This is a genomic window from Pseudomonas sp. KU43P, assembly GCF_033095865.1.
Lineage (GTDB): Bacteria > Pseudomonadota > Gammaproteobacteria > Pseudomonadales > Pseudomonadaceae > Aquipseudomonas.
In genome coordinates this window covers 4,267,103-4,293,517 of the sequence record NZ_AP019365.1, presented here as the reverse complement: position 1 = coordinate 4,293,517, position 26,415 = coordinate 4,267,103, and the positions used below count along the sequence as shown (strand labels likewise).

General features: G+C 62.8%; 28 protein-coding genes and 1 tRNA gene. 24 read left to right on the top strand and 5 right to left on the bottom strand.

The window, feature by feature from the left end; genetic code table 11:
* The first annotated feature begins 30 nt into the window (after positions 1–30).
* The 4 genes from KU43P_RS19600 to murB are packed head-to-tail and all read left to right on the top strand — an operon-like array spanning position 31 to position 2,457.
* The gene (locus KU43P_RS19600) at positions 31–216 is read left to right on the top strand and encodes a Trm112 family protein (RefSeq protein ID WP_003247142.1); all 186 of its coding nucleotides are present in this window, start codon (positions 31–33) and stop codon (positions 214–216) included.
* Entirely contained in the window at positions 213–977 is a 765-nt protein-coding gene (gene kdsB, locus KU43P_RS19595) for a 3-deoxy-manno-octulosonate cytidylyltransferase (RefSeq protein WP_317659107.1), read from the top strand. The genes KU43P_RS19600 and kdsB overlap by 4 nt, the downstream gene beginning before the upstream one ends.
* Positions 977–1,441: a low molecular weight protein-tyrosine-phosphatase gene (locus KU43P_RS19590; RefSeq protein ID WP_317659106.1), complete on the top strand. Its 465-nt coding sequence runs from the start codon at positions 977–979 to the stop codon at positions 1,439–1,441. The genes kdsB and KU43P_RS19590 overlap by 1 nt, the downstream gene beginning before the upstream one ends.
* Entirely contained in the window at positions 1,438–2,457 is a 1,020-nt protein-coding gene (murB, locus tag KU43P_RS19585; protein ID WP_317659105.1) for a UDP-N-acetylmuramate dehydrogenase, read from the top strand. Before KU43P_RS19590 ends, murB begins: the two co-directional genes overlap by 4 nt.
* Positions 2,458–2,618: 161 nt before the next feature.
* Here murB and rne read toward each other — a convergent pair whose 3' ends face one another.
* Complete coding sequence (gene rne, locus KU43P_RS19580; protein ID WP_317659104.1) at positions 2,619–5,870, bottom strand: ribonuclease E; 3,252 nt, start codon at positions 5,868–5,870, stop codon at positions 2,619–2,621.
* An 810-nt stretch (positions 5,871–6,680) separates the two neighbouring features.
* Between rne and rluC the strand changes: the two genes are divergently transcribed.
* The 3 genes from rluC to KU43P_RS19565 are packed head-to-tail and all read left to right on the top strand — an operon-like array spanning position 6,681 to position 9,322.
* Entirely contained in the window at positions 6,681–7,637 is a 957-nt protein-coding gene (gene rluC / locus KU43P_RS19575) for a 23S rRNA pseudouridine(955/2504/2580) synthase RluC (RefSeq protein ID WP_317659103.1), read from the top strand.
* Between the two features lie 3 nt (positions 7,638–7,640).
* Positions 7,641–8,300 (top strand): HAD family hydrolase, encoded by a 660-nt coding sequence (locus tag KU43P_RS19570; RefSeq protein WP_317659102.1) that lies wholly within the window; start codon positions 7,641–7,643, stop codon positions 8,298–8,300.
* A gap of 23 nt (positions 8,301–8,323) precedes the next feature.
* Positions 8,324–9,322, top strand: a complete 999-nt coding sequence (locus KU43P_RS19565; protein WP_317659101.1) for a S49 family peptidase — start codon at positions 8,324–8,326, stop codon at positions 9,320–9,322.
* 89 nt (positions 9,323–9,411) lie between these two features.
* Here the strand turns inward: KU43P_RS19565 and KU43P_RS19560 are convergent, their stop codons facing one another.
* The gene (locus KU43P_RS19560) at positions 9,412–9,990 is read right to left on the bottom strand and encodes a Maf family protein (RefSeq protein ID WP_317659100.1); all 579 of its coding nucleotides are present in this window, start codon (positions 9,988–9,990) and stop codon (positions 9,412–9,414) included.
* Between the two features lie 96 nt (positions 9,991–10,086).
* Here KU43P_RS19560 and KU43P_RS19555 point away from each other — a divergent pair, with 96 nt between their 5' ends.
* From KU43P_RS19555 to KU43P_RS19500, 12 genes are all read left to right on the top strand, one after another.
* The gene (locus KU43P_RS19555; RefSeq protein WP_012313431.1) at positions 10,087–10,614 is read left to right on the top strand and encodes a YceD family protein; all 528 of its coding nucleotides are present in this window, start codon (positions 10,087–10,089) and stop codon (positions 10,612–10,614) included.
* Positions 10,615–10,627: 13 nt separating this feature from the next.
* Positions 10,628–10,810: a 50S ribosomal protein L32 gene (rpmF, locus tag KU43P_RS19550; protein ID WP_003247154.1), complete on the top strand. Its 183-nt coding sequence runs from the start codon at positions 10,628–10,630 to the stop codon at positions 10,808–10,810.
* A 3-nt stretch (positions 10,811–10,813) separates the two neighbouring features.
* Positions 10,814–11,824, top strand: coding sequence for a phosphate acyltransferase PlsX (plsX, locus tag KU43P_RS19545; RefSeq protein ID WP_317659099.1), 1,011 nt, complete (start codon positions 10,814–10,816; stop codon positions 11,822–11,824).
* 124 nt (positions 11,825–11,948) lie between these two features.
* Positions 11,949–12,887, top strand: a complete 939-nt coding sequence (gene fabD / locus KU43P_RS19540) for an ACP S-malonyltransferase (RefSeq protein ID WP_317659098.1) — start codon at positions 11,949–11,951, stop codon at positions 12,885–12,887.
* Positions 12,888–12,903: 16 nt separating this feature from the next.
* Positions 12,904–13,644, top strand: coding sequence for a 3-oxoacyl-ACP reductase FabG (gene fabG, locus KU43P_RS19535; RefSeq protein ID WP_317659097.1), 741 nt, complete (start codon positions 12,904–12,906; stop codon positions 13,642–13,644).
* 203 nt (positions 13,645–13,847) lie between these two features.
* The gene (gene acpP, locus KU43P_RS19530; protein WP_317659096.1) at positions 13,848–14,084 is read left to right on the top strand and encodes an acyl carrier protein; all 237 of its coding nucleotides are present in this window, start codon (positions 13,848–13,850) and stop codon (positions 14,082–14,084) included.
* Between the two features lie 173 nt (positions 14,085–14,257).
* Positions 14,258–15,502, top strand: a complete 1,245-nt coding sequence (gene fabF / locus KU43P_RS19525; RefSeq protein WP_317659095.1) for a beta-ketoacyl-ACP synthase II — start codon at positions 14,258–14,260, stop codon at positions 15,500–15,502.
* Complete coding sequence (gene pabC / locus KU43P_RS19520) at positions 15,502–16,317, top strand: aminodeoxychorismate lyase (RefSeq protein WP_317659094.1); 816 nt, start codon at positions 15,502–15,504, stop codon at positions 16,315–16,317. Before fabF ends, pabC begins: the two co-directional genes overlap by 1 nt.
* Before the next feature lie 4 nt (positions 16,318–16,321).
* Entirely contained in the window at positions 16,322–17,500 is a 1,179-nt protein-coding gene (gene mltG / locus KU43P_RS19515) for an endolytic transglycosylase MltG (protein ID WP_317659093.1), read from the top strand.
* Positions 17,501–17,509: 9 nt separating this feature from the next.
* Complete coding sequence (gene tmk / locus KU43P_RS19510) at positions 17,510–18,142, top strand: dTMP kinase (protein ID WP_317659092.1); 633 nt, start codon at positions 17,510–17,512, stop codon at positions 18,140–18,142.
* On the top strand, positions 18,135–19,121 hold the full coding sequence (locus KU43P_RS19505; protein WP_317659091.1) for a DNA polymerase III subunit delta': 987 nt from the start codon (positions 18,135–18,137) through the stop codon (positions 19,119–19,121). Before tmk ends, KU43P_RS19505 begins: the two co-directional genes overlap by 8 nt.
* Before the next feature lie 30 nt (positions 19,122–19,151).
* Positions 19,152–19,934: a TatD family hydrolase gene (locus KU43P_RS19500; RefSeq protein ID WP_317659090.1), complete on the top strand. Its 783-nt coding sequence runs from the start codon at positions 19,152–19,154 to the stop codon at positions 19,932–19,934.
* Between the two features lie 305 nt (positions 19,935–20,239).
* Here the strand turns inward: KU43P_RS19500 and KU43P_RS19495 are convergent, their stop codons facing one another.
* Positions 20,240–21,373, bottom strand: coding sequence for an aminotransferase class V-fold PLP-dependent enzyme (locus KU43P_RS19495; protein ID WP_317659089.1), 1,134 nt, complete (start codon positions 21,371–21,373; stop codon positions 20,240–20,242).
* A gap of 72 nt (positions 21,374–21,445) precedes the next feature.
* Here KU43P_RS19495 and KU43P_RS19490 point away from each other — a divergent pair, with 72 nt between their 5' ends.
* From KU43P_RS19490 to KU43P_RS19470, 5 genes are all read left to right on the top strand, one after another.
* Positions 21,446–22,081 carry a TetR/AcrR family transcriptional regulator gene (locus KU43P_RS19490; protein ID WP_046786550.1) on the top strand — a complete coding sequence of 212 codons (636 nt, stop codon included), beginning with the start codon at positions 21,446–21,448 and terminating at the stop codon, positions 22,079–22,081.
* Between the two features lie 108 nt (positions 22,082–22,189).
* Positions 22,190–23,158, top strand: coding sequence for a GTP 3',8-cyclase MoaA (locus tag KU43P_RS19485; RefSeq protein WP_317659088.1), 969 nt, complete (start codon positions 22,190–22,192; stop codon positions 23,156–23,158).
* Between the two features lie 65 nt (positions 23,159–23,223).
* A complete protein-coding gene (locus KU43P_RS19480; RefSeq protein WP_317659087.1) occupies positions 23,224–23,829 on the top strand; it encodes a DUF4823 domain-containing protein in 606 nt (201 codons plus the stop codon).
* Between the two features lie 10 nt (positions 23,830–23,839).
* Positions 23,840–24,400 carry a DUF1285 domain-containing protein gene (locus KU43P_RS19475; protein WP_317659086.1) on the top strand — a complete coding sequence of 187 codons (561 nt, stop codon included), beginning with the start codon at positions 23,840–23,842 and terminating at the stop codon, positions 24,398–24,400.
* A gap of 89 nt (positions 24,401–24,489) precedes the next feature.
* Positions 24,490–24,906 (top strand): cupin domain-containing protein, encoded by a 417-nt coding sequence (locus tag KU43P_RS19470; protein WP_317659085.1) that lies wholly within the window; start codon positions 24,490–24,492, stop codon positions 24,904–24,906.
* A 56-nt stretch (positions 24,907–24,962) separates the two neighbouring features.
* Here KU43P_RS19470 and KU43P_RS19465 read toward each other — a convergent pair.
* Positions 24,963–25,038 (bottom strand) — tRNA-Asn (locus KU43P_RS19465).
* 73 nt (positions 25,039–25,111) lie between these two features.
* The gene (locus tag KU43P_RS19460) at positions 25,112–26,308 is read right to left on the bottom strand and encodes an amino acid aminotransferase (RefSeq protein ID WP_317659084.1); all 1,197 of its coding nucleotides are present in this window, start codon (positions 26,306–26,308) and stop codon (positions 25,112–25,114) included.
* Between the last annotated feature and the right edge of the window lie 107 nt (positions 26,309–26,415).

The window sequence follows — 26,415 nt, the reverse complement described above, 5'->3', positions numbered from 1 at the left end:
TTCCGGCCACCTGGCCTCAAGGAAGCTTCCATGGACACCAAACTGCTCGACATCCTGGCCTGCCCGATCACTAAAGGCCCGCTCAAGCTCAGCGCCGACAAGACCGAGCTGATCAGCAAGGGCGCAGGCCTGGCCTACCCGATTCGCGATGGCATCCCGGTGATGCTGGAAAGCGAGGCGCGCACCCTGACCGACGACGAGCGCCTGGACAAATGAGTGTCGACTTCACCGTTGTGATTCCTGCCCGCCTGCGCTCCACGCGTCTGCCGGGTAAGCCCTTGCAGCTGATCGCTGGCAAGCCGATGATCCAGCACGTCTGGGAGCAGGCGCGCAAGAGTGGCGCCAGCCGCGTGGTCATCGCCACCGACGACGCCAGCATCGTCCAAGCCTGCCAGGCGTTCGGCGGCGAGGTGCTGATGACCCGTGCCGACCATGAGTCGGGCACCGACCGCCTGGCCGAAGTCGCCGCCCACCTGGGGCTGTCCGCCGATGCCATCGTGGTCAACGTGCAGGGCGACGAGCCATTGATTCCGCCGGTGATCATCGACCAGGTGGCTGCCAACCTGGCGGCCCACCCGCAAGCCAGCATCGCCACGCTGGCCGAGCCGATCCATGAGCCGGAAACCGTGTTCAACCCGAACGCGGTCAAAGTGGTCAGCGACAAGAACGGCCTGGCGTTGACGTTCAGCCGTGCGCCGTTGCCGTGGGCGCGTGATGCCTTCGCCAAGGACCGCAACCCGCTACCGGAAGGCGTGCCCTATCGCCGTCATATCGGCATGTACGCCTACCGCGTCGGCTTCCTGCAGGACTTCGTCGGCTGGGGCCCGTGCTGGCTCGAGCAGACCGAAGCGCTGGAGCAGCTACGCGCCCTCTGGCACGGCGTGCGCATCCACGTTGAGGATGCCATCGAAGCGCCCGCCGTCGGTGTCGACACCCCGGAAGACCTGGAGCGCGTGCGGCGCTTGCTGGAGGCCTGATGCGCGTTCTGTTCGTGTGCCTGGGCAACATCTGCCGTTCGCCCACTGCCGAAGGTGTGCTGCGTCATCAACTGCAAACTGCGGGCCTGGCCGATCAGGTGCTTGTGGCATCTGCCGGCACGGGTGACTGGCATGTCGGCAAGGCGCCCGACAGCCGCACCTGCAAGGCTGCCCTGGCACGGGGCTACGACCTCTCTGCGCAGCGCGCACAGCAGGTCAAGGCGGCGCATTTCGCCGAGTACGACCTTATTCTGGCCATGGATGAAAGCAATCTTGGCCACTTGCGCGCGATGCGCCCGCACAATGCTGTCGGTGAGCTGGACTTGTTCCTGCGTCGCTATGGCGCCGCCCTCGACGAAGTGCCGGACCCTTACTACGGCGGCGCTGATGGCTTCGAGCAGGTGCTTGACCTGATCGAAGCAGCCTGCAGTGAGTTGGTCGTGGAAATCAAGGGGCGACTATGACGGTGAGTTGGCAAGCGCAGGTGTCGCTCAAGCCCTACAACACCTTCGGCATCGATGTGAAAGCCCGCTATTTCACCCAGGCGCACAACGATGAAGAGGTGCGCGAGGCTCTGCAGCAGGCGCGACACTCAGGCCTCCCGGTGCTGGTGATCGGGGGTGGCAGCAACCTGCTGTTGACTCGTGATATCGACGGGTTGGTGCTGCACATGGCCAGCCAGGGCCGTCGCGTACTGAGTGATGACGGTAAGCGTGTGGTGGTCGAGGCGGAGGCGGGTGAAGCCTGGCACCCGTTCGTGCAATGGTCGTTGCAGCAAGGCTTCTGCGGCCTGGAAAACCTCAGCCTGATCCCGGGTACGGTGGGTGCAGCACCCATGCAGAACGTTGGTGCCTATGGCGTGGAGGTCAAGGATGTATTCGTCGGGCTGACCGCGCTTGACCGAGAAACCGGTGAGCTGCGTGACTTTGATCTTGAGGAATGCGCCTTCGGCTATCGCGATAGCCTGTTCAAGCGTAATCCGGGTCGCTGGCTGATCCTGCGGGTGCGTTTTGTCTTGAGCCATGTGTTGCAGGCGCACCTGGACTATGGCCCGGTGCGTCAGCGTCTGCAGGAGCAGGGCGTCGAGCAGCCCACCGCGCAGGCAATCAGCGATGCCATCTGCAGCATCCGCCGCGAGAAATTGCCTGACCCGGCCGAGCTGGGTAATGCAGGGAGTTTTTTCAAGAATCCCGTAGTGGCTGCTGTGCTTGTGGAGCGTATACGTGCTCGGTATCCCGCTGTGGTTGCGTATCCCCAGGCCGATGGCCAGGTGAAGCTGGCAGCAGGCTGGTTGATCGAGCAGGCGGGGTGGAAAGGGTTTCGTGAAGGGGATGCCGGGGTACATCGGTTGCAGTCGCTGGTGCTGGTCAATTATGGCCGGGCGAGCGGAGGGCAGATGCATGACCTGGCGCGTCGCATCCAGGCGGATATCCTTGAGCGCTTTGGGGTTGAGTTGGAGATGGAGCCTAACCTCTACTGATCCTGTACCGGTGCCGGCCTCATCGCGGCTAAAGCCGCTCCTACCGGTATCTGTGGGAGCGGCTTTAGCCGCGATAAGGCCAGAGACAGCAACGAAACACCCAGCCAAGAAAAAGCCCCGCCAGTTCGCACTGGCGGGGCTTTTTCATTCAGCCGTTGCTATCAACCGTGATGAGGCTTGTGCTCATCGGCGGCTTCCAGCGCAGGCTCACCGGCAGTAGCGGCAGCTTCCTGGGCAGCTTTGGCGGCGGCTTCGGCTTCACGCTTGCGGCGACGCACTTCACGTGGGTCGTTCGGTGCGCGGCCATTGGGCAGCATTACGGTAGCGGCCTCAACCACTGCCGGTGCTTCAGCCGGGGCAGGCTCGGCAGCCACAGGTGCCACTTCGGCAACAACCGGGGCAGCCTCTGCGACCACCTCTGGCTGAGCTTCGACGGCCGGTGCTGGCTCGACAACAGGCGCAGCTTCGAATGCCGCTGGTGCCTTCTCTGCTTCACCGGCCTCGACGGCTGGGGCTTCGACAGGCGTTTCGGCGACTACAACCGGCTCAGCGGCAGGAGCGGCTTCAGCTTCGACCGCTGGCTGTGGTGCTACTTCGACCACTGGCTCAGCGCTGGCTTCGACCACGGCGACGGGTTCGCTGACAGGCAGCTCGACCACTGGCGCGATCACGGCTTCGTCGGCCTGGGCGGCAATTTCGACCTGCTCGGCCGGCTGAGCGGCTTCGCTATTGTCGGTAACCGGGGCTTCGGCAGTGGCGCGTTCGGCCTGCTGGTTAGCTTGAGCCTCGGCACCCGCGCTGATGTTGCTGCTGGCGACAGCAGCGGTGACGGCCAGGCCGGCAGCGAGTTCGGCACCCAGCGCGGTGGCCTGGTGCTGTTGCGGCTGCTCATCGTTGCCTTCGTTACCTTCTTCTTCGCCGCCATCGATCAGCTCGCCGTTGGCATTGCGCTGGCGCTCGCGACGGTTGCTGCGACGACGCTGGCCGCGGGAGCGACGACGCGGACGCTCGCCATCGACACCTTCCTGCTCGTCCTGCAGCAGTTCTTCGTTCGGCAGTTGCTCTTCGGCGAGTTCTGCAGCTTGCTCGGCGGCCTGCTCGGCGGTGCGTGGCTGACGCTCTTCACGCGGCGGGCGAGGTTGACGCTCTTCGCGTGGAGCACGTTCCTCACGCGGTGCACGCTCTTCGCGTGGAGCACGTTCCTCGCGCGGCGCACGCTCTTCGCGTGGAGCACGTTCCTCACGCGGTGCACGCTCTTCACGCGGTGCACGTTCTTCGCGAGGGGCGCGTTCTTCACGTGGTGCACGCTCTTCACGAGGGGCGCGTTCTTCACGGGCTACACGCTCTTCGCGCGGCTGACGCTCCTCACGGGCGGCCGGTGCGGCATCCAGTGGCTCGCGCAGCTCGCGTACCGGGCGCTCTTCGCGGTTGCTGCGGCGGTCTTCGCGGGGCTGGCGCGGTGCACGTTCTTCGCGTGGTGCGCGTTCTTCACGCGGTGCACGCTCTTCGCGAGGCTGACGTTCTTCACGCGGAGTGCGCTCGGCACGCTCTTCACGCGGCTTGCGCTCTTCGTCACGGCGGCCGTTACGGTTGCGGCTCTGCTGACGGCCGTTGCGACGCTCCTCGTTGCGCGGCGTGCGTTCGCTGGCTGGCTTCTCGGCAGTCACGGCCGGGGCGGCGACGGGTTCTTCCTTGCCGGCGAACAGGCTGACCAGCGACTTGACCAGGCCCTTGAACAGGCTCGGCTCCGGCACGCTCGGTGCAGGTACAGCTGGTGCGGCAGGCTGCTCTGCTTCAGCGGTTGGCACAGGTGCGTTGGCGCGAGCCGGTGCAGTCTTCACCGCAGCTTCCTGGCGCACCAGGGTGCGGGTAGCGGTCGGCAGCGGCGCTTCTTCGGCTTCGGCAGCAGCGATTTCGTAACTGGACTGGTTGTTCAGCACTTCCGGGTTGTCATCGCGCAGGCGCTGGACTTCGAAGTGCGGGGTTTCCAGGTGATCGTTCGGCAGAATGATGATGCGCGCACGGGTACGCAGCTCGATCTTGGTGATCGAGTTGCGCTTCTCGTTGAGCAGGAAGGCGGCCACCGGGATCGGCACCTGGGCACGCACTTCGGCGGTGCGGTCCTTCAGGGCTTCTTCTTCGATCAGGCGCAGGATGGCCAGGGACAGCGATTCGACGTCACGGATGATGCCGGTGCCGGAGCAGCGCGGGCAGACGATACCGCTGCTTTCGCCGAGCGACGGGCGCAGGCGCTGGCGAGACATTTCCAGCAGGCCGAAGCGCGAAATGCGGCCTACCTGGACGCGGGCGCGGTCGGCCTCCAGGCATTCGCGCACACGCTCTTCGACGGCGCGCTGATTCTTCGCCGGAGTCATGTCGATGAAGTCGATGACGATCAGGCCGCCGATGTCACGCAGGCGCAGCTGGCGGGCGATTTCTTCAGCCGCTTCCAGGTTGGTCTGCAGGGCGGTTTCTTCGATGTCGCTGCCCTTGGTGGCGCGCGCCGAGTTGATGTCGATGGAAACCAGGGCCTCGGTCGGGTCGATCACGATCGAGCCGCCGGACGGCAGGTCGACCACGCGCTGGAAGGCAGTTTCGATCTGGCTTTCGATCTGGAAGCGGTTGAACAGCGGTACGCTGTCTTCGTACAGCTTGACCTTGCTGGCGTACTGCGGCATCACCTGGCGGATGAAGGTCAGGGCTTCTTCCTGGGCGTCGATGCTGTCGATCAGTACTTCGCCGATGTCCTGGCGCAGGTAGTCGCGGATGGCGCGGATGATGACGTTGCTTTCCTGGTAGATCAGGAACGGCGCGGCGCGGTCGAGCGAGGCTTCCTTGATGGCGGTCCACAGCTGCAGCAGGTAGTCGAGGTCCCACTGCATTTCTTCGCTGCTGCGGCCCAGGCCGGCAGTGCGCACGATCAGGCCCATGTCGCCCGGTACGGTCAGGCCATTGAGGGCTTCGCGCAGTTCGTTGCGCTCTTCGCCTTCGATGCGGCGGGAGATGCCGCCGGCACGCGGGTTGTTCGGCATCAGGACCAGGTAACGGCCTGCCAGGCTGATGAAGGTGGTGAGTGCGGCGCCTTTGTTGCCGCGCTCTTCTTTCTCGACCTGGACGATGACTTCCTGGCCTTCGCTCAGCACTTCCTTGATGTTGACGCGGCCTTCGGGGGCCTTCTTGAAGTACTCGCGGGAGATTTCCTTCAGCGGCAGGAAGCCGTGACGTTCGGAGCCGAAGTCGACGAAGGCCGCTTCGAGGCTGGGCTCGATCCGGGTGATCTTGCCTTTGTAGATGTTGGCCTTCTTCTGCTCACGCGCGCCGGACTCGATGTCCAGGTCGTAGAGACGTTGGCCGTCCACCAGGGCTACACGCAACTCTTCGGGTTGAGTTGCGTTAATCAGCATTCTTTTCATGTTGTACCGTCGGTTTCCGGGCTGCCGGAAACGGCGTTCGGCACACACGACTTCTCATGGTCGGTGCCAAGGTGCGCAAAGGGTGGCCGGGCCACCCCCGTGTCGAGCAACGTTCGGCACCAGCCGGTTGCCCAGCCTGCCGTTGTCGCGACGACGCGTCCTGTTTGCTGCGGTGCCAACGAGGCCCCTGCGGTTTCTGCAGAGATATCCGAATCGATATCCGAATCAACCCAGCAGGCCTCGTGCACTCAGTCAGGAGGAGGAATCAACCGTCAGCCGTGGACGCCCGAGGGCATCTGTTCAGGACCTTATCCGCTCGCCGGCCATTCAGTGGGCCGGTGGCCGGACGCGGTGCTACACGGTCCGAGGGCTGTGCATCTCCACCCTGCACGTATCCCTGATAATTCGGGTGCTGCCGCGCGCTGAATCCGCAACGGGTTGCATTTTTCGCCAGCGCAGGTTCTGGGCTGGCGCCATTCATGTCCAAGGCAGGTATTTCCGAAGCATTCGCCGGGCGTTGCGTGGAAGCGACGGGCGGGCAGAGGTGCAGCGAAAAGAATCGGGTAAGCAGGTGAAATACCGCGCTTGTCGTTTTTTTTCGGTCTTCTCTACACGGCGCTGGTGGCGATTCCAGGCAATTCGGTAAACTGGCGAAAACCCCGTAGGACGGCCTCGCGTCCTGCAGAATTGCGTTGGTCAGGGACCGGCTAAGGGCCTGGTGCCGCTGGCCTGCCGCTTTTGGCGGCGTTCGCGACTATAGCAGTAATGATTAAGTGCTTCAATTCCATAAAAAATTGTTATGATCCCGCAATGACGACCAATACCCCTCCGACTTCCGGCGTTCAGCTGATCGAAGTCGCGCCGGAACTTGCCGGCCAACGCATCGACAATTTCCTCATCACGGCGCTCAAGGGCGTGCCCAAGACGCTGGTCTACCGCATCCTGCGCAAAGGTGAGGTGCGGGTCAACAAAGGCCGCATCAAGCCCGAGTACAAGCTTCAGGCCGGTGACATCGTGCGTGTGCCGCCTGTCCGCTTGCCCGAGCGTGACGAGCCGGCGCCGGTCGCCCAGGGGTTGCTGCAGCGCCTGGAGGCGGCCATTGTCTATGAAGACAAGGCGCTGATCGTGATGAACAAGCCGTCCGGCATCGCCGTTCATGGTGGCAGTGGCCTGAGCTTCGGGGTGATCGAAGCGCTGCGCCAACTGCGCCCGGACGCCAAGGAGCTGGAGCTCGTGCACCGGTTGGACCGTGATACCTCGGGCCTGCTGATGATCGCCAAGAAGCGCAGTATGTTGCGCCATCTGCATGCTGCCTTGCGCGGTGATGGTGTAGACAAGCGCTACATGGCGCTGGTGCGCGGCCATTGGCCAACCTCGAAGAAGCAGGTCAACGCGCCTTTGCTCAAAAGCAACCTGCGCTCGGGCGAGCGCATGGTCGAGGTGAACGATGAGGGCAAGGAGGCCTTGACCCTGTTCCGCGTGCTGCGTCGCTTCGGCGAGTTCGCCACGATTGTCGAGGCGCGGCCGATTACCGGGCGTACTCATCAGATCCGTGTGCACGCCTTGCATGCTGGCCACATGATTGCCGGCGACAGCAAGTACGGCGACGAGGACTTCAGCCGTGAAATTCGCGAGCTGGGCGGCAAGCGCCTGTTCCTGCATGCCTATGCCCTGACCGTGCCGCTGCCCGACGGTGGTGAGCTCAAGCTGGAGGCGCCGGTAGATGAGGTCTGGGCAAAAACCGTGGAGCGTCTGAGTGCGTCGTGATCTATGAGCAAGGCTTATGAGCTGCTGATCTTCGATTGGGATGGGACGTTAGCCGATTCCATCGGCCGAATCGTCGAAGCCATGAATGCCGCCGCCGAGCGTGCCGGTGAGGCGCAAAGCGACGAGCAGGCGGTCAAGGGCATCATCGGCCTGGCCCTGGGTGAGGCCATTTCGACGCTCTACCCCCACCTTGAGCCGGTGCAGGTGGAAAGCTTCCGCCAGCATTACGCCGATATCTACATGGCGCTCGATCAGCAGCCTTCGCCGCTGTTCGAGGGTGTGGTCGAGTCACTGGATGCCTTCCGTGCCGAGGGCTATCGTCTGGCGGTGGCCACTGGCAAGGCGCGTCGGGGCCTTGATCGGGTGCTCAAGGCCAACGGCTGGGAGCGGTTCTTCGATATCACCCGAGCTGCCGACGAGACGCGCGGCAAGCCGCACCCCTTGATGCTCGAAGAAATTCTCGGCCACTGTGGCGTCGAACCCGGTCGAGCGTTGATGGTCGGAGATTCGGCGTTCGATCTGCAGATGGCCAGCAACGCCGGCATGCACTCGGTGGCCGTGGGCTATGGTGCGATGTCGCTGCGGGCTCTGGCCGAATTCGGCCCGCAGGTGTGTATCGATCATTTCTCCCAGCTGCGCGAGTGGCTGGCGGGTACCCGGTAATTCAAATTCCAAGGTAGGTGAGCATGGCTGACGAGTGGAAAGCACCAGGTTCCGAGCCTGATGAGCGCGAAGAGCGCGAAGAGCGCAAAAGCTGGAAGCTGTTGGAGAAGACGCTGCTGGCGGGTGTCCAGGAGCAGCGTCGGGCGCGGCGCTGGGGGATTTTCTTCAAGCTGCTGACCTTCATCTACTTGTTCGGTCTGCTTGCACTGTTCCTGCCGTTCATGGATGTGGACAAGGCAGCATCGCGCAGCGGTAGCCATACGGCGCTGGTGGAGGTGCGCGGAGTGATCGCCGATCAGGAGGCCGCAAGTGCCGACAATATCGTCAAGAGCCTGCGTGATGCGTTCAAGGATCCCAAGACCAAGGCAGTGGTCATGCGCATCAACAGCCCGGGTGGCAGTCCGGTGCAGGCGGGTTACGTGTATGACGAAATCCGTCGGCTGCGCGCGGAGTATCCTGATATCAAGCTGTACGCGGTAATTGCCGATCTTGGGGCGTCTGGCGCCTATTACATCGCCAGTGCGGCGGACGAGATCTACGCCGACAAGGCCAGCCTGGTCGGCTCCATTGGTGTGACGGCAGCCGGTTACGGCTTCGTGGGGTCGATGGAGAAACTGGGTGTCGAGCGGCGTACCTACACCGCTGGCGAGCACAAGGCCTTCCTCGACCCGTTCTCGCCGGAAAAACCCGAAGAGCGGGCGTTCTGGCAGGGCGTGCTGAACACCACGCACCAGCAGTTCATCGCCATGGTCAAGCAGGGGCGCGGCGATCGTCTGAAGGATAAGGAGCATCCGGAGCTGTTCAGTGGCCTGGTGTGGTCCGGCGAGCAGGCCAAGGCGCTTGGCTTGGTGGATGGACTGGGCAGTGCGAGCTATGTGGCACGTGAGATCGTGGGTGAAAAGGACTTGGTGGACTTCACCGTTCAGGAGTCGCCGTTCGATCGCTTCTCCAAGCGCATTGGCGCCAGTGTGGCAGAGCGCTTGGCCATGTGGATGGGCTTTCAGGGGCCTGTTCTGCGCTGAGTGCTTGTCGCGATTTTTGTCGTGGTCTTGAGATCGAGCGCCGCCCGCGCGGCGCTCGATCCGATGGGCGCTGGAGATCCCATGCCGTGCTAAGGAATCACCACGCCTTCCTTGGTCAGCATGTCCACCAACCGAATCAAAGGCAGGCCGATCAGGCTGGTGGCATCGCACCCGTGGGTGCTTTGAAACAGGCTCACTCCCAGCCCCTCAGCCTTGAAGCTGCCTGCGCAATCCAGCGGTTGCTCCGCCGTCACATAGCGCTCAACGCGCTCCCGGTCCAGTTCTCGCATCGTCACCGTAAACGGCACACAATCGACCTGGCATTGCCCGGTGGTGGTGTTCAGCAGCGCCAGCCCGGTGAGGAAGGTGACCTGCTGCCCGCTCGCTTCCAGCAATTGTTCGCAGGCGCGCTCGAAGGTGTGGGGCTTGCCCAGGATCTGCTCGCCCAGCACGGCGACCTGGTCGGAGCCAATGATCAAATGCCCGGGGTGGCGGTCGGCGAGTGCTTCTGCCTTCTGTCTGGCGAGGCGACGTACCAATCCCGTGGCAGGCTCGTCTTCCAGTCGCCGCTCGTCTAGGTCGGGGCTTGCCCAGATGAAGGGCAGGCGCAGGCGCGCGAGCAATTCGCGCCGGTAGGCAGAGCTGGAAGCCAGCAACAGAGGCAGCATGATAGACTCCTGGTCAGTTGAACCCGATTCTAACATGCGAGATGCCGCCGAATTTCCTTTGACAGGTGCGGGGGGCATCCCTAGAATGCTGCGCCTATGTTGAATGACCCGATTCCACCTCACGTTGACCCGCGCAAATTAGCCGATCGTGGCGTAACCCTTAACGGTTCGCTGCAACTCGCTGATTTGGAAAGACTCTGCGACCCGCTTTCCGACAATGTCGGTACGGTGCAGGCGAAGTTCGATTTTGAACGAGATGAACAGCACGTGGTGGTTATCCACAGCGAGCTGGATGTCGAAGTCAAGATGGTTTGCCAGCGTTGTCTTGAGCTGGTCACCCTACCGATCCATAGCGAATGTACGTACGCTGTGGTGAAGGAGGGTGCGAATACCCAGTCGTTGCCGAAAGGCTATGACGTGCTGGAACTGGGCGAAGATCCTTTGGATCTGCAGGCCTTGATCGAGGAGGAGCTTCTGCTCGCCTTGCCCATCGTGCCTGCTCATCATCCGGAAGAATGCCAGCAGCCGGCGGGCGCAGACGAGCCCGAATCGAGCAAGGACGAGGTATCGCGGTCCAACCCGTTCAGTGTTTTGGCGCAGTTAAAGCGTGACCCAAACGTTTAGGAGTTAATCAATTATGGCTGTTCAGCAGAACAAAAAATCCCGCTCTGCCCGTGACATGCGCCGTTCGCACGACGCCCTGTCGGAAAACGCGCTGTCGGTAGAGAAAACCACCGGTGAAGTTCACCTGCGTCACCACGTTTCGCCAGAAGGCGTTTACCGTGGTCGCAAAGTGGTCGACAAGGGCGCTGACGAGTAATCCTTGTCCGCTCAGATCATCGCGATCGACGCAATGGGCGGGGACTTCGGTCCCCGCAGCATTGTCCAGGCCAGTATTGCCTGCCTTTCGGCTACACCCTCGCTCCACCTGACCCTCGTCGGTCAACCCTCCCTCCTTGAAGATCTTGTCAGCGGCCTAGCGGCTGCGGATCGCGCGCGCATGCACATTGTCGCCGCCAGCGAGGTGATCGGTATGGACGAGCGGCCCTCCCAGGCACTGCGTGGCAAGCCGGATTCGTCGATGCGCATCGCCCTGGAACTGGTGCGTGACGGCAAGGCCCAGGCCTGCGTCAGTGCTGGCAATACCGGTGCGCTGATGGCGCTTTCGCGTTTCGTGCTCAAGACGCTGCCGGGCATCGATCGGCCGGCCATGGTGGCGGCGATCCCGACCCAGGCAGGCTACTGTCAGCTGCTCGACCTGGGCGCCAACGTCGACTGCAGCGCTGAAAACCTCTACCAGTTCGCCGTGATGGGCTCGGTGGCCGCGCAGGCCCTGGGTATTCATCGTCCGCGTGTGGCCTTGCTGAACATCGGTACCGAGGACATCAAGGGTAACCAGCAGGTCAAGCTGGCAGCCACGCTGCTGCAGAACGCCCGCGGCCTCAATTACGTCGGTTTCGTCGAAGGTGACGGGCTGTACCGCGGCGAGGCGGATGTGGTGGTGTGCGACGGTTTTGTCGGCAATATCCTGCTCAAATCCAGCGAAGGCCTGGCGACCATGATCGGCGCGCGCATCGAGCGGCTGTTCAAGGGTGGCGCCTTGTCGCGGGTGGCGGGCGCCATGGCCATGCCTCTGCTCAAACGGCTGCAGGCCGACCTGGCCCCTGCTCGGCACAATGGCGCAAGCTTCCTCGGCTTGCAGGGCATCGTCATCAAAAGTCACGGTTCGGCAGGGGTGGAAGGGTTCCAGAGTGCGATTCAGCGGGCGCTGATCGAAATCCAGGAGAACCTGCCGCAGCGGCTGCATGGCCGTCTAGAAGACCTGTTGCCTTAGGCATTTCGCCGATGAAGTGCTTAAATGTGACCGCTTGGTCTGCGTATCCATCCAAGTTTTCAAATTCTGCGTCCAGCCTCGAGCTTGGCGCACCCCATTCGACAAGATCATAAGGGCTTGTTCAATGTCTGCATCCCTCGCATTCGTCTTTCCCGGTCAAGGTTCCCAGTCGCTGGGCATGCTCAAGGAGCTGGGCGCCGAAGAGCCGGTGATCGTTGAGACCTTCAAGGAGGCCTCCGAGGCTCTGGGCTACGACCTGTGGGAGCTAGTCCAGGGCGGCCCGGAAGAACAACTCAACCAAACTGACAAAACCCAGCCGGCCATCCTCACCGCCTCCATTGCGCTGTGGCGCCTGTGGCAGGCGGAGGGCGGCGCCACGCCAGCTTTCGTTTCCGGTCACAGCCTGGGGGAATACAGCGCCCTGGTCGCTGCCGGCAGCCTGTCGCTCAAAGATGCGGTGAAGCTGGTCAAGCGTCGTGGTGAACTGATGCAGGAAGCCGTGCCTGCGGGGCACGGCGCCATGGCCGCGATTCTTGGCCTGGACGACGCCGTTGTGGTCGGGCTCTGTGCCAAGGCCGCCGAAGATGAAGTGGTCAGCGCGGTGAACTTCAATTCGCCTGGCCAGGTCGTGATCGCCGGTAACACGGCTGCCGTGGATCGTGCCATGGCGCTGTGCAAAGAGGCCGGTGCCAAGCGCGCCCTGCCGCTGCCAGTCAGCGTGCCGTCGCACTGCGCACTGATGAAGCCTGCTGCTGAGCGTTTCGCCGAATCGGTCAGCGCCATCGAGTGGAAGGCCCCACAAATTCCGGTGGTGCAGAACGTCACTGCCGCTATCGCCGCCGATCTCGATGCGCTCAAGCATGACCTGCTGGCTCAGCTCTACCAGCCTGTGCGCTGGGTCGAGTGCGTGCAGACCCTGGCGGCCAACGGTGCCGTCAACCTGGTCGAATGCGGCCCGGGCAAGGTTCTGGCCGGCCTGAACAAGCGTTGCGCCGACGGCGTCACCACCTACAACCTCAATACCCCTGATGCCTTCGCCGCCACCCGTGCGGCGCTGGCCTGAATTTGGAGAAGCTTGCATGAGCCTGCAAGGTAAAGTTGCACTGGTTACCGGCGCTAGCCGTGGCATCGGCCAGGCCATCGCCCTCGAGCTGGGCCGCCAGGGCGCTACCGTGATCGGTACTGCCACTTCGGCGTCCGGCGCCGAGCGCATCGCCGCTACCCTGAAGGAGCACGGCATCACCGGCACCGGCATGGAGCTGAACGTGACCAGCGCCGAGTCCGTGGAAACCGTGCTGGCCGCCATCGGTGCGCAGTTCGGCGCACCGACCATCCTGGTCAACAACGCCGGCATCACCCGCGACAACCTCATGCTGCGCATGAAGGACGACGAGTGGTTCGACGTGATCGACACCAACCTGAACAGCCTCTACCGTTTGTCCAAGGGCGTGCTGCGTGGCATGACCAAGGCGCGTTGGGGTCGTATCATCAGCATCGGCTCTGTCGTCGGTGCCATGGGTAACGCTGGCCAGGCCAACTATGCGGCCGCCAAGGCCGGCCTCGAAGGCTTCAGTCGCGCCCTGGCGCGTGAAGTGGGGTCGCGCGGCATCACCGTCAATTCGGTGACCCCAGGCTTCATCGACACCGACATGACCCGCGAACTGCCAGAAGCGCAGCGCGAAGCCTTGCAGACCCAGATTCCGCTGGGCCGCCTGGGCCAGGCTGACGAGATTGCCAAGGTAGTTTCGTTCCTGGCGTCCGACGGCGCAGGCTACGTTACCGGCGCTACCGTGCCGGTTAACGGCGGGATGTACATGTAAAACTGCAACTCAATGTGACGGATTGCTTCAAAAAAGAGTCATACTCCGAGCCTAAAATCCGTTATAAAGCTGCAACCAGATTCCAGGCAGAGGGTTAGGTAACCATTTCGAAGGTGCGTTCCGCTTGAAAAGCGAACGTCTTTCTATAAACTTGGTCACCGGCCAGCTGCCTGACATATGTCCATTAGGAGTGAAAACTAGGTATGAGCACCATCGAAGAACGCGTCAAGAAAATCGTCGCCGAGCAACTGGGCGTCAAGGAAGAGGAAGTGACCAATGAGAAGTCCTTCGTCGATGACCTGGGTGCCGATTCGCTTGACACCGTTGAGCTGGTGATGGCTCTGGAAGAGGAATTCGAGACCGAAATCCCTGACGAAGAAGCCGAGAAGATCACTACCGTTCAAGCTGCCATCGACTACGTCAACAACCACAAGGCCTAAGACGCTGTAGTCGTCGCTTCTTGACGAGAAAAACCGCACTGCCTTTGCCGGCGTGCGGTTTTTTCTTTGCGAAACGCTGGCGTCGATCCGCTCGCACCGAGAGCCTGTTGCCATTTCATTCCATTGCCTGAATGCAATGGCAAGAGACTCTGTTATTAGAAAAGGAGAGTACTGTGTCGCGTAGACGCGTCGTGGTCACCGGTATGGGTATGCTGTCGCCACTGGGTACCGATGTACCGAGCACCTGGCAGGGCATTCTGGCTGGCCGCAGTGGCATTGGTCCGATCGAACACACGGACCTGTCTGCCTACTCCACCCGTTTTGGCGGCTCGGTGAAGGGCTTTGAGGTCGAGCAGTATCTGTCGGCCAAGGAAGCTCGCAAGCTTGACCTGTTCATTCAGTACGGCCTGGCGGCCGGTTTCCAGGCAGTGCGTAATGCCGGGCTGGAAGTGACCGACGCCAACCGCGAGCGCATTGGCGTTGCCATGGGTTCGGGTATCGGCGGCCTGACCAACATCGAAGAAACCAGCCGTACCCTGCATGAGCAGGGGCCGCGCCGCATTTCGCCATTCTTCGTGCCCGGCTCGATCATCAACATGATTTCCGGCTTCCTGTCGATCCACCTGGGGCTGCAGGGGCCGAACTACGCCATTGCCACGGCGTGCACCACCGGCACCCATTGCATCGGCATGGCCGCGCGCAACATCGCCTACGGCGAAGCCGACGTGATGATCGCCGGTGGTGCCGAGATGGCGGCCTGTGGCCTGGGCATGGGTGGCTTCGGCGCCTCGCGCGCGCTGTCGACCCGCAACGACGAGCCGACCCGGGCCAGCCGCCCGTGGGACAAGGGCCGTGACGGCTTCGTGCTGTCCGATGGCGCAGGTGCCCTGGTGCTCGAAGAGCTGGAGCACGCCCAGGCGCGTGGCGCGACCATCTATGCCGAGCTGGTTGGTTTCGGCATGAGCGGCGATGCCTACCACATGACCTCGCCACCCGACAGCGGTGAAGGTGCGGCCCGTTGCATGGCCAATGCCCTGCGCGACGCCGGCATCGCCCCGGAGGCGGTCAGCTACATCAACGCCCACGGTACTTCGACGCCCGCCGGCGACGTTGCCGAAGTGGCGGCCATCAAGCGCGTCTTCGGCGAGCACGCCTACAAGCTGGCAGTCAGTTCGACCAAGTCGATGACCGGCCACTTGCTGGGCGCCGCTGGTGCGGTGGAGGCGATCTTCAGCGTGCTGGCGATCAACAGCCAGATGGCGCCGCCGACCATCAACCTGGACGAGCCGGACGACGGTTGCGACCTGGACTTCGTGCCGCACGTGGCGCGCAGCATGCCAATCGATGTGGTGCTGTCCAACTCGTTCGGCTTTGGCGGCACCAACGGCTCGCTGGTGTTCCGCCGGTTCGCGGGTTGATGCAGAGCTGGATCGACGGCCAGCCAGCGACTGCGGTCAACCTGCAGAACCGCGGCCTGGCCTACGGCGATGGCTTGTTCGAGACCATCGCCGTGCGCGCGGGGCGGCCCAGCTTGCTAGACGGCCACTTGGCGCGCCTTGCGCTGGGTTGCCAGCGTTTGGCGCTCGACGCTGACCTTGCGCTGCTGCGCGATGAGATCCGGCGTTATGCCTGCCAGTTGGGCGACGGCGTAGCCAAGCTCATCCTTACCCGTGGCGACAGCCAGCGTGGCTATGCACCCGCGGCGGGTGTTGCACCGCGTCGAATTCTGCAGGGCAGCCCGCTGCCCAGCTATCCTGTCGAACATGCCGAGCTCGGCGTGCGCTTGTTCCCCTGCCAGACCCGGCTTGGGGAACAACCGCTGCTCGCCGGTCTCAAACACCTCAACCGCCTGGAGCAGGTGCTGGCCCGAGCCGAATGGCAGGACAGCGAACATGCCGAAGGCCTGATGCGTGATGGGCAGGGCAGGGTGATCGAAGGGGTTTACAGCAATTTGTTTCTGGTACGCGACGGTATGCTGCTCACCGCCGACCTCAGCCGTTGCGGCGTGGCCGGGGTGATGCGCGCTGCGTTGCTGGAGCAGGCGCAGGCACTGTCGATCGCGGTGCAGGTTCGCGACCTGGCATTCGACGAGCTGGAGCAGGCCGATGAAGTGTTTGTCTGCAACAGTGTCTACGGAGTCTGGCCGGTGCGGGCAATTGCCGCGCTGAACTGGTCGCCGGGCCCACTCACCCGTAAACTGCAGGCCGTTGCCCGTACGTTACTGGATACCTGAATTCGTGAGACGCAAATTCCTGCTGCTGCTGGAAATGGGTTTGATCCTCGCCGGCCTGGCATTGGGCTGGTCGGCATGGAAGCTCAACTCGGTGCTTGAGCAGCCCTTGCACGTGACGCAGGAACGCCTGCTCGACGTGCCCAATGGCACCAACCCCAATCGTATGTTCTATCGCATGCAGCGCGAGGGGTTGCTCGATGATGCCGTCTGGCTGCGCCTTTACTGGCGCTTCAACATGGCCGATGTACCGCTGAAGACTGGCGAGTACCGCCTCACCCCGGGCATGACGGTCGAAGACCTGTTCGACGCCTGGCGCCGTGCTGACGTGGTGCAGTACAATCTGACCCTGGTCGAAGGCTGGACCTTCCGTCAGGTGCGTTCGGCCATCGCCAAGCACGAGAAGCTCAAGCACACCCTCGACGGCCTCTCCGACACCGAGGTAATGGACAAGCTTGGCCACACCGGAGTATTCCCCGAGGGGCGCTTCTTCCCGGATACCTACCGCTTCGTGCGCGGCATGAGTGACGTGGAACTGCTGCAGCAGGCCTACATGCGCCTGGATGACGTGCTGGCCAAGGAGTGGGCCGAACGCACCACCGACTTGCCTTATCGTGACCCTTACCAGGCGTTGATCATGGCCTCGCTGGTGGAAAAGGAAACCGGCATTCCTCAGGAGCGTGGGCAGATCGCGGGCGTGTTCGTGCGCCGGCTGCGCCTGGGGATGATGTTGCAGACCGACCCGACGGTCATCTACGGCATGGGCGAGCGCTACAATGGCCGCATTACCCGCGCCGACCTGCGGGAGCCAACCCCGTACAACACCTACACCATGACAGGTTTGCCACCGACACCGATCGCCATGGTCGGGCGCGAGGCGATCCACGCCGCGCTCAATCCGTCCGATGGCACCAGCCTGTACTTCGTGGCTCGGGGCGACGGCAGCCATGTGTTCTCCGACGACCTGGACGATCACAACTCGGCGGTGCGCGAGTTCCAGCTCAAGCGGCGAGCGGATTACCGCTCCAGCCCTGGGCCGCAAACGGCGCCAGAAGCGCCGTCTGCGGATCAGCCGCAGGAGCCGCCCGTTGATCAGCCTGAAGCGGATGAACCACCGCCTCAGGAGTCGGCCCCAGCCAGTGAACCTGCGCCGGTCGAAACGCCGGCGCCTGACGACCAACATTAAGGACTGCCTGTGAGCGGCTTGTTTATTACCCTTGAGGGCCCCGAAGGCGCGGGCAAGAGCACCAATCGCGACTACCTCGCCGCGCGCTTGCGCGAGCAGGGCCTGGACGTGGTGTTGACCCGCGAACCCGGTGGTACCCCGCTGGCCGAGAAGGTCCGTGAGCTGCTGCTGGCACCCAGCGATGAAGCGATGAATGCCGACACCGAGCTGCTGCTGGTGTTCGCCGCGCGTGCCCAGCACCTGGCGCAGGTTATCCGCCCGGCACTGGCCAATGGCTCGGTGGTTTTGTGCGACCGCTTCACGGATGCCACCTACGCCTATCAGGGTGGTGGCCGCGGCTTGTCGGTCGAGCGCATTGCCACGCTGGAGCAATTCGTCCAGGGCGATCTGCGCCCGGACCTGACGCTGGTCTTCGACCTGCCGGTGGAAGTCGGCCTGGCCCGCGCCGCCGCACGCGGTCGCCTGGATCGTTTCGAGCAGGAAGGCCAAGCCTTCTTCGAGGCCGTGCGCCAGGCTTACTTGCAGCGTGCCCAGCGCACGCCACAGCGATACACCCTGCTGGATGCTGCGCAGCCGCTAGACGCCGTGCAGCGCAGCATCGATGTACTGCTGCCGGCCATCGTGGAGCGTTGCCGTGGCTGAAGCCTACCCCTGGCAGCAGGCGCTGTGGCAGCAGTTGGCCGGGCGTGCCCAGCATGCCCACGCCTACCTGCTGCATGGGCCTCAGGGGATCGGCAAGCGAGCTTTGGCCGAGCGCCTGATGGCCCGCCTGTTGTGCCAGCAACCACAGGGCCTGGATGCTTGCGGGCAATGCAAGGCCTGCCATTTGCTGAAGGCGGGCAGCCACCCGGACAACTTCGTGCTGGAGCCGGAAGAGGCCGACAAGCCGATCAAGGTCGACCAAGTGCGTGAGCTGGTGTCGTTCGTGGTCCAGACCGCGCAGTTGGGCGGGCGCAAGGTGGTGCTGATCGAGCCGGTGGAGGCGATGAACGTCAACGCCTCCAACGCCTTGCTCAAGAGCCTGGAGGAGCCCTCTGGCGATACCGTGCTGCTGCTTGTCAGCCATCAGCCCAGCCGCCTGCTGCCGACCATCAAGAGCCGCTGCCAACAAGTGGCCTGTCCGCAGCCCAGCCTGGCACAGAACCAGGCGTGGCTGGCGGCGGCGCTACCTGAAAGTGACCAGGCCGAGCGCGACGAGCTGCTGACCCTGGCGGCCGGCTCACCGTTGATGGCCCTGAACCTGCAGGCCCAAGGCGTGCGCGAGCAGCGTGCATTGGTCAGCGAAGGGGTGAAGAAGCTGCTCAAGCAGCAGCAATCGCCCAGTCAGTTGGCCGAAGCGTGGAGCGGTGTGCCATTGTTGTTGCTGTTCGACTGGTTCTTCGAATGGTCGCACCTGATCCTGCGTTACCAGTTGAGCCAGGACGAAGAAGGGCTTGGCCTGGCCGACATGCGCAAGGTCGTCCAATACCTGGCGCAGAAGAGCCGCCAGGCGAAGGTACTCGAGGTTCAGGCATGGATCCTCGAGCAGCGCCAGAAAGTGCTGGGCAAGGCCAACCTCAATCGCGTGCTGCTGCTGGAAGCATTGCTGGCCCATTGGCTGCAGCTGCCAGGCGGGCGCTGATTATCCATTTCCTCATGTGTGTCGTATCCCATGCTCGTAGATTCCCATTGTCACCTCGACCGTCTTGACCTGAGCGCCCACCAGGGCTCCCTTGATGCTGCCCTGCAGGCTGCCCGTGAGCGAGGTGTCGGGCACTTTCTGTGCATTGGCGTAAGCGCCGAGAACGCCGGGGCGGTCAAGGCCCTGAGCGAGCAGTACGCCGATGTGGATTGCTCGGTAGGGGTGCATCCGCTGGACCTGGCTCCGGGAGAAACGCCGGCGCTTGAATGGCTGTTGCGCGAGTTGGCGCACCCGCATGTGGTCGCGATCGGCGAAACCGGGCTGGACTACCACTACGAGCCGGAAGCCGCCGAACTGCAGCAGGCATCATTCCGCCTGCACCTTGAGGCATCGCGCCAGACCGGCAAGCCGGTGATCGTGCATACCCGTGCCGCCAGGGCCGATACATTGGCGCTGCTGTGCGAGGCGAACCTGCCTCAGGCCGGTGTCCTGCACTGCTTCACCGAGGACTGGGACATGGCCAGGGCTGCTCTGGATCTGGGCTACTACATCTCGTTGTCTGGAATCGTCACCTTCCGCAATGCCGAGGCCTTGCGCGAAGTGGCTCGGCAGGTGCCGGTCGATCGCTTGCTGGTGGAAACCGATTCGCCGTACCTGGCGCCTATCCCGCACCGCGGCAAGCCGAACCTGCCGCAGTACGTGCGCGAGGTGGCCGAGTACGTGGCTTCCTTGCGTGGCGTCAGTTACGAGCAGTTGGCTGAGCAGACCACGGCCAACTTCAAGCGATTGTTCCCACTGGCGCGGGTCGCCTGAGTGTAGGGCTCTGGTTGGGTATTGTTGCGGATATCGAGCGCAGCGCAGGCGGCGCTCGATCGTCCAGGCAACAAAGAGCCCACGTCAGACGGACAAAAAAAACCCGGGTTCTGGGGGGGGAATCCGGGTTAAGACCATTAGGAGTAAAACAAAGGTACGCGGTCCCTGAGCACCTTTATTGGCGCGCCACTTGGGGGGGATGCGCCGCGCCAACACTTCAAGTATTGGTCAGGTTTGGCGCAGTGCCAGTGTCTGTTGTTCGTTTTTTAAACAGATTTGGAATACGCCCGCCTTCCGTTCCTCCCTCATCGTATGGCCAGTCGCCTCACTTGCTGAATAGCTTCGTCGATCAGCTGTTCTTTGGTATAGAAATGCGGCGAAAAGCGTATACCGGGGCCCCGTAGTGCACAGATCGTGCTTTCGGCAGTGAGCGCTCGATAGACATCCGCGTTCAGCTGCCCTTGGATGCTGAAACTGACAATACCGGCGCGCCTCTGCGGGGCTGTCGGGCTGTGCAGGCGCACCCCGGGAATGCTGGCAAGGCCGTGATGCAACTGTTCGACCCGTTGTTCCAACTGCCGTGCCACTTCCTCCATGCCGACTTCCTCCAGCAATGACAGGCTCGCCTCCAGTGCGCAGGCGCCGAGCATGTTCGGGCTGCCGCACTCGAAACGTCGTGCGCTGCGCGCCGGCTGCCACTGGCGGCGTTCGAAATCCCCCAGGTGTTCGAGCATGTGCCAGCCGTAGGCGTTGAGCCTCAGGCGCGGACGTAACGCTGCACGGCAATAGAACAGGCCAAGCCCCTCGGGGCCGAGCATCCATTTGTGGCCGTCGGCCATGGCGAAATCGCATTCGAACTGCTGAACGTCGAAGGGGAGGGCGCCGATGTGCTGGATGGCATCGACACAGAACAACACATTGCGCGCCTGGCAGCCTTGGCCTAACCGCGTCAGGTCCAGGCGCAGGCCGCTGCCGAACTGCACGGCGCTGACTGCCAGCAAGCGCGTGCGCGAATTGCAGGCTGCCAGCAGCGAAGCCTCGGGGTCGGCACCGGCGAGGTTTACCTGCACCACTTCTACTCCGCGATCGGCCAGGGCCTCCCACACCACCCGATTGGAGGGAAATTCCTCGTCGCTGATCACGACCTGGTCGCCCGCCTGCCACTCAAGGCCGAACGCGACCAGAGAAAGGGCCTCCGAGGTGTTCTTGACCAGTGCAATGTCACCGTGCGAGGGGGCGTTGATCAGCCGTGCCAGGCGCTCGCGCAGGCGCCGCTCGGTGGCCAGCCAGGCCGGATACTCGCTGGCACCCAGGCTGACGTTGGCCCGAGCGAAACGTGCCACCGCTTCACTGGCCCGTCGTGGCCATGGCGAGATGGCTGCATGGTTCAGGTAACGCAACCCCTGGGCCTGCTCGAACTCATCGTGAAACATAGACATGGTTGGAAGATCCGTGCAATTTGCCGCAAGTTAGGCATAATAAACCGCTTCGATTGTCATCCAGTCCTTCCTATGCAGAAAGAACCTCGTAAGGTCCGTGAGTTTCGCCGTCGCGAACAGGAAATCCTCGACACTGCACTCAAGCTGTTTCTCGAACAGGGTGAAGACAGCGTCACCGTCGAGATGATCGCTGACGCAGTGGGTATCGGCAAAGGCACGATCTACAAGCACTTCAAGTCCAAGGCCGAGATCTACCTGCGCCTGATGCTCGACTACGAGCGCGATCTGAACGCCTTGTTGCATTCGGCCGATGTCGACCGCGACAAGGAGGCGCTTTCGCGCGCCTACTTCGAGTTCCGCATGCGCGATCCGCAACGCTATCGGCTGTTCGACCGCCTCGAAGAGAAGGTAGTCAAGGGCAACCAGGTGCCGGAGATGGTCGAGGAGCTGCACAGCATCCGCGCCTCCAACTTCGATCGCCTGACCCAGCTCATCAAGGGCCGCATCAGCGAAGGCAAGCTCGAAGACGTGCCGCCGTACTTCCACTACTGTGCCGCCTGGGCACTGGTGCATGGCGCCGTGGCGCTGTACCACTCGCCGTTCTGGAGCAATGTACTGGAAGATCAGGAAGGGTTCTTCCAGTTCCTCATGGACATCGGTGTGCGCATGGGCAACAAGCGCAAGCGCGACCCGGAACCGGCCAACTGAAGGGTTTCGTAGCGACGCGTTGAGCGCGGCATCGAGCAGGGGCTTGCAAAAACCTGAATTTTGAGTCAGGTTTTGCCGGCCCCCGATTCATCCATGCCGGAGTCACTCATGATCGTCGATCGTCAAGGCAGGCGTTTTCGCAACCTGCGCGTCAGCCTGACAGCTGCTTGCAACTATGCCTGCAGTTATTGCGTGCCTGACGGCAAGCGCCTGGTGGCCGCTCAGGATGAGCTGCCGGCCGAGGTGTTGGCGCGCGGTGTGGCCTATCTGATCGAAACCGCTGGCATCGAGCGCCTGCGCATCACTGGCGGGGAGCCTCTGGTCAGCCCAAGGCTGGATGCTTTCCTCGCCGCAGTTGCCAGGCTCGAGCTTGAAGACATCACCCTCACTACCAACGGCCAGTTGCTTTCGCGCAAGTTGCCGCAGCTGCACGCCGCCGGCATTCGCCGCTTGAACGTCTCCCTCGATACCCTCGACCCGCAGGCCTTCCGCCGAATTGCCCGCGGCGGGGACCTAGCCAGCGTGCTGGCTGGCATGCAGCAGGCGCAGGGCATGGGCATGCAGATCAAGGTGAACATGGTGCCCATGCGTGGCCAGAACCTGGACCAGGTGCTGCCCATGCTCGATTACTGCCTTGAGCGCGGTTATGAGCTGCGCTTCATCGAGCTGATGCGCATGGGGCACTTGGCCCGTGACCACAACGCTTTTCTCCAGCAGTTCGTGGGGCTGGACCATTTGCTGGCGCTGATCGGCCAGGCGCACGATTACCAGCAAGCACCCGCGCCCTTGGATGCCACCGCGCTGCGCTACCAGATTTCCGGCAAGGGGCATTTCGGAGTGATCGCCAACGAGAGCGTGCCGTTCTGCCGCACCTGTTCGCGCTTGCGGCTGTCGTCCACGGGTTGGCTGCATGGCTGCCTGTCGTCGAGTAATCGCCACTATGTCGGCGACCTGCTGGAAAAGCCTCGCCACGAAGCCTTGCCGGTGTTGCAGCGCTTGCTGGTGAAAGCCTTGGCCGACAAGCAGGAGCTGGCATTTTCCGGCGATGTGATGGTGATGAAGGTGATTGGCGGCTGATTTGGCGCAAAAGCTGCATCCGCCGGCTATTCGCCGGTTTTTCGTCGCCGGCCATTGGAGGAAAGATGCGTAGCCTGGTCTTGCCGCTGGCGCTGTTGGCGCTGGGTGGCTGCATGAATGTCAGTGATATGGGCGAGGGCGTCCGTTACCACATGAGCGATGCCGGCCTGCTGGACCACAGCGATACCCGCCGCAGTCTGTCGATCCGCCTGCAGCCAGACTCGTTCATCTTCATCGGCCAGGGCGCGTTCATGCCGCCGGGCAAAGGCCCGCTGCCGCAGCAGAACGTGGTAGCCGAGGAGGCGTTCAAGAGCTTCGTCGAGTATTTCCCGCTGGTACGTCGCGCCCAGGGCCCGCTGGGCTTGGAAGAAGCGATTGCCCAGGCCCGGTCGGTCGGGGCCGACTATGTGCTGTATACCCGTTTCGCGCGCACCGATGACCGCATCGGCAATGGCGATGAGTGGTATGACGAGCAGGCAGTCGACCGTCTGGGTTGGGACACCGGTGTGGTGCAGATGATGCTGATCGAAACCAATACCCGTTACCTGATCGACACCGCGCGGATCAAGAGCCGTGGCGGTTTGTTGACGTTCCACGACAACTCGCCTCAGGATTTGCTAGCCGCACCGATGCGCGAGTACGCTCGTAGCCTTCTGGGCATGAGTGAGTGAGGCAAGCGCGATGACGGATTCCGGCAAGGCCAATGACCTGTTGGCACAGATACCCAAGCACAAGGGGCTGCCGCCGGTGCATCTGTGGAACCCGGATTTTTGCGGCGACATCGACATGCGCATCGCCCGCGATGGCACCTGGTACTACCTGGGCACGCCGATCGGGCGCAAGCCGATGGTGCGCCTGTTCTCCACCATCATCCGCCGTGATGGCGACGCTTACTTCCTGATCACACCGGTGGAGAAGGTCGGCATTCGCGTCGACGATGCGCCGTTCGTTGCCGTGGCGCTGGACGTTATGGGCAGCGGCGAGCAGCAGGTGCTGCGCTTTACCAGCAATGTCGAGGATGAGGTCGAAGCCGGCCCGGACAATCCGCTGCGGGTGGAGATCGATCCGGTAACCCAGGAGCCCGCGCCCTATGTGCTGATGCGCACCAATCTCGAGGCCTTGATACACCGAAACGTGTTCTACCAATTGGTCGAGCTGGCGGTGCCGCGGGTCATCGAGGGCGAGGAGTGGCTTGGGGTCTGGAGCCATGGCGAGTTCTACCCGATCGGGCGTACCTGCTGATCGGCCTCCTGTTTTTTCATCGAATTGGCCGTTTGCCGCCAACGCTTCGGGGCCTAACCTGCAGGCATTCGCCAAACAGGAGACGCCCCATGAAAACTTCCAGCCTTTCCCTTGCCGTGCTTGTCGCTGTCGGTCTGCTTACCGGCCAACCCGCTGCCTGGGCGCATGGTGACGTATCCGACCAGGTCAAGGTCCTGCAGCAGAAGCAGCCGTCGAATGCGCCGGGCAAGAACGCCGTCATGCTGACCGTCAGCTATGCGCCGGGCGAGGCATCGCCTGCCCACCAGCATCCAGGAGCGGTAATGGCCTACGTACTGGAAGGGGCAGTGGTGTCGAAGCTCAACAATGAACCGGAACGGACCTACAAGGCCGGCGAGTACTGGTATGAAGCGCCCGGCACGGTGCACGGCGTGTCGCGCAATGCCAGTGATACCCAGCCGGCCAAGCTGCTGGTCTGGAGCCTGGTGGACGAGGGCAAGCCGGTGACCGAAGCGCTTGAAAAATAACCAGCCATAACGAAAAAGCCCCCAGTGCTTGCGCATCTGGGGGCTTTTTCAGTATCTGGCTCCGCGACCTGGACTCGAACCAGGGACCCAATGATTAACAGTCATTTGCTCTACCGACTGAGCTATCGCGGAATCTGCGCGTATCTTAATGATTGCCGAGGGGAAGTCAAGCCTCTCCTCGGCAAATCAGAAGCGAATCAAGCAGTTACAGCACTTCGACGATGGCCTTGGTGACCACGTGGATGTTGCTCTGATTCAGCGCGGCAACGGCAATGCGGCCGGTGTCCAGCGCATAGATGCCGAACTCGTTCTTCAGGCGTGCCACTTGCTCCACGGTCAGGCCCGAGTAGGAGAACATGCCGGCCTGGCGGCCGACGAAGCTGAAGTCACGCTTGGCGCCGTACTCGGCCAGCAGCTCGACCATCTGCTTGCGCATGCCGTGGATGCGCTGGCGCATCTCGGCCAGCTCCGCTTCCCACATGTTGCGCAGCTCGTCGCTGTTGAGCACGGTGGCGACGATGGTTGCGCCGTGGGTCGGCGGGTTGGAGTAGGTGGTGCGGATCACGCGCTTGACCTGGGACAGCACACGGGTGCTCTCGTCTTTGTTGGCGGTGACGATCGACAGCGCGCCAACACGCTCGCCGTACAGCGAGAACGACTTGGAGAACGAGCTGGACACGAAAAATTCCAGGCCGGATTCGGCGAACAGGCGCACGGCGAAGGCGTCTTCGGCGATGCCGTCACCAAAGCCCTGGTAGGCCATGTCGAGGAACGGCACGTGGCCCTTGGCCTTGACCACTTCCAGGACGTTTTTCCAGTCGTCCAGGCCCAGGTCGACGCCGGTGGGGTTGTGGCAGCAGGCGTGCAGCACGACGATCGAGCCGGATGGCAGGTTGTTCAGGTCTTCGAGCATGCCGGCACGGTTGACGTCGTTGCTCGGCGCATCGTAATAGCGGTAGTTCTGCACCGGGAAACCGGCGGTTTCGAACAGAGCGCGGTGGTTTTCCCAGCTTGGGTCGCTGATGGCGACCACGGCGTTGGGCGACAGGCGCTTGAGGAAATCGGCGCCGATCTTCAGTGCGCCGGTGCCGCCAACGGCCTGCACGGTGACCACGCGGCCAGCGGCCAGCAGCGGCGATTCGGCGCCGAAGATCAGTTTCTGTACAGCCTGGTCGTAGGTGGCGATGCCGTCGATCGGCAGGTAGCCGCGCGAAGCATGCTGGGCGGCACGCTGGGTTTCGGCTTCGATCACGGCGCGCAGCAGCGGAATGCGGCCTTCCTCATTGCAGTAGACGCCCACGCCCAGATTGACCTTGTCGGTACGCGGGTCGGCGTTGAATGCTTCGTTGAGGCCCAGGATAGGGTCGCGGGGTGCCAGCTCTACAGCGGAAAACAGGCTCATTGTTACCTTGGCTCTGATTGGAGAGTGATAGGACGTACACGCTCCAGCCGAATGCACTGAAGCGGTGCACAAACGGGGAGTCAGTATAGTGATACCGATCGGTCACG

Coding starts and splice junctions, on each gene's coding strand:
- KU43P_RS19490 (WP_046786550.1), top strand. CDS start 21,446: ATGCAGAAAGAACCTCGTAAGGTCCGTGAGTTTCGCCGTCGCGAACAG.
- KU43P_RS19565 (WP_317659101.1), top strand. CDS start 8,324: ATGGCTGACGAGTGGAAAGCACCAGGTTCCGAGCCTGATGAGCGCGAA.
- fabD (WP_317659098.1), top strand. CDS start 11,949: ATGTCTGCATCCCTCGCATTCGTCTTTCCCGGTCAAGGTTCCCAGTCG.
- rluC (WP_317659103.1), top strand. CDS start 6,681: ATGACGACCAATACCCCTCCGACTTCCGGCGTTCAGCTGATCGAAGTC.
- kdsB (WP_317659107.1), top strand. CDS start 213: ATGAGTGTCGACTTCACCGTTGTGATTCCTGCCCGCCTGCGCTCCACG.
- rne (WP_317659104.1), bottom strand. CDS start 5,870: ATGAAAAGAATGCTGATTAACGCAACTCAACCCGAAGAGTTGCGTGTA.
- KU43P_RS19560 (WP_317659100.1), bottom strand. CDS start 9,990: ATGCTGCCTCTGTTGCTGGCTTCCAGCTCTGCCTACCGGCGCGAATTG.
- KU43P_RS19590 (WP_317659106.1), top strand. CDS start 977: ATGCGCGTTCTGTTCGTGTGCCTGGGCAACATCTGCCGTTCGCCCACT.
- KU43P_RS19480 (WP_317659087.1), top strand. CDS start 23,224: ATGCGTAGCCTGGTCTTGCCGCTGGCGCTGTTGGCGCTGGGTGGCTGC.
- KU43P_RS19570 (WP_317659102.1), top strand. CDS start 7,641: ATGAGCAAGGCTTATGAGCTGCTGATCTTCGATTGGGATGGGACGTTA.
- acpP (WP_317659096.1), top strand. CDS start 13,848: ATGAGCACCATCGAAGAACGCGTCAAGAAAATCGTCGCCGAGCAACTG.
- fabG (WP_317659097.1), top strand. CDS start 12,904: ATGAGCCTGCAAGGTAAAGTTGCACTGGTTACCGGCGCTAGCCGTGGC.
- KU43P_RS19460 (WP_317659084.1), bottom strand. CDS start 26,308: ATGAGCCTGTTTTCCGCTGTAGAGCTGGCACCCCGCGACCCTATCCTG.
- KU43P_RS19485 (WP_317659088.1), top strand. CDS start 22,190: ATGATCGTCGATCGTCAAGGCAGGCGTTTTCGCAACCTGCGCGTCAGC.
- KU43P_RS19470 (WP_317659085.1), top strand. CDS start 24,490: ATGAAAACTTCCAGCCTTTCCCTTGCCGTGCTTGTCGCTGTCGGTCTG.
- rpmF (WP_003247154.1), top strand. CDS start 10,628: ATGGCTGTTCAGCAGAACAAAAAATCCCGCTCTGCCCGTGACATGCGC.
- KU43P_RS19600 (WP_003247142.1), top strand. CDS start 31: ATGGACACCAAACTGCTCGACATCCTGGCCTGCCCGATCACTAAAGGC.
- KU43P_RS19555 (WP_012313431.1), top strand. CDS start 10,087: ATGTTGAATGACCCGATTCCACCTCACGTTGACCCGCGCAAATTAGCC.
- KU43P_RS19475 (WP_317659086.1), top strand. CDS start 23,840: ATGACGGATTCCGGCAAGGCCAATGACCTGTTGGCACAGATACCCAAG.
- KU43P_RS19495 (WP_317659089.1), bottom strand. CDS start 21,373: ATGTCTATGTTTCACGATGAGTTCGAGCAGGCCCAGGGGTTGCGTTAC.
- KU43P_RS19500 (WP_317659090.1), top strand. CDS start 19,152: ATGCTCGTAGATTCCCATTGTCACCTCGACCGTCTTGACCTGAGCGCC.
- pabC (WP_317659094.1), top strand. CDS start 15,502: ATGCAGAGCTGGATCGACGGCCAGCCAGCGACTGCGGTCAACCTGCAG.
- murB (WP_317659105.1), top strand. CDS start 1,438: ATGACGGTGAGTTGGCAAGCGCAGGTGTCGCTCAAGCCCTACAACACC.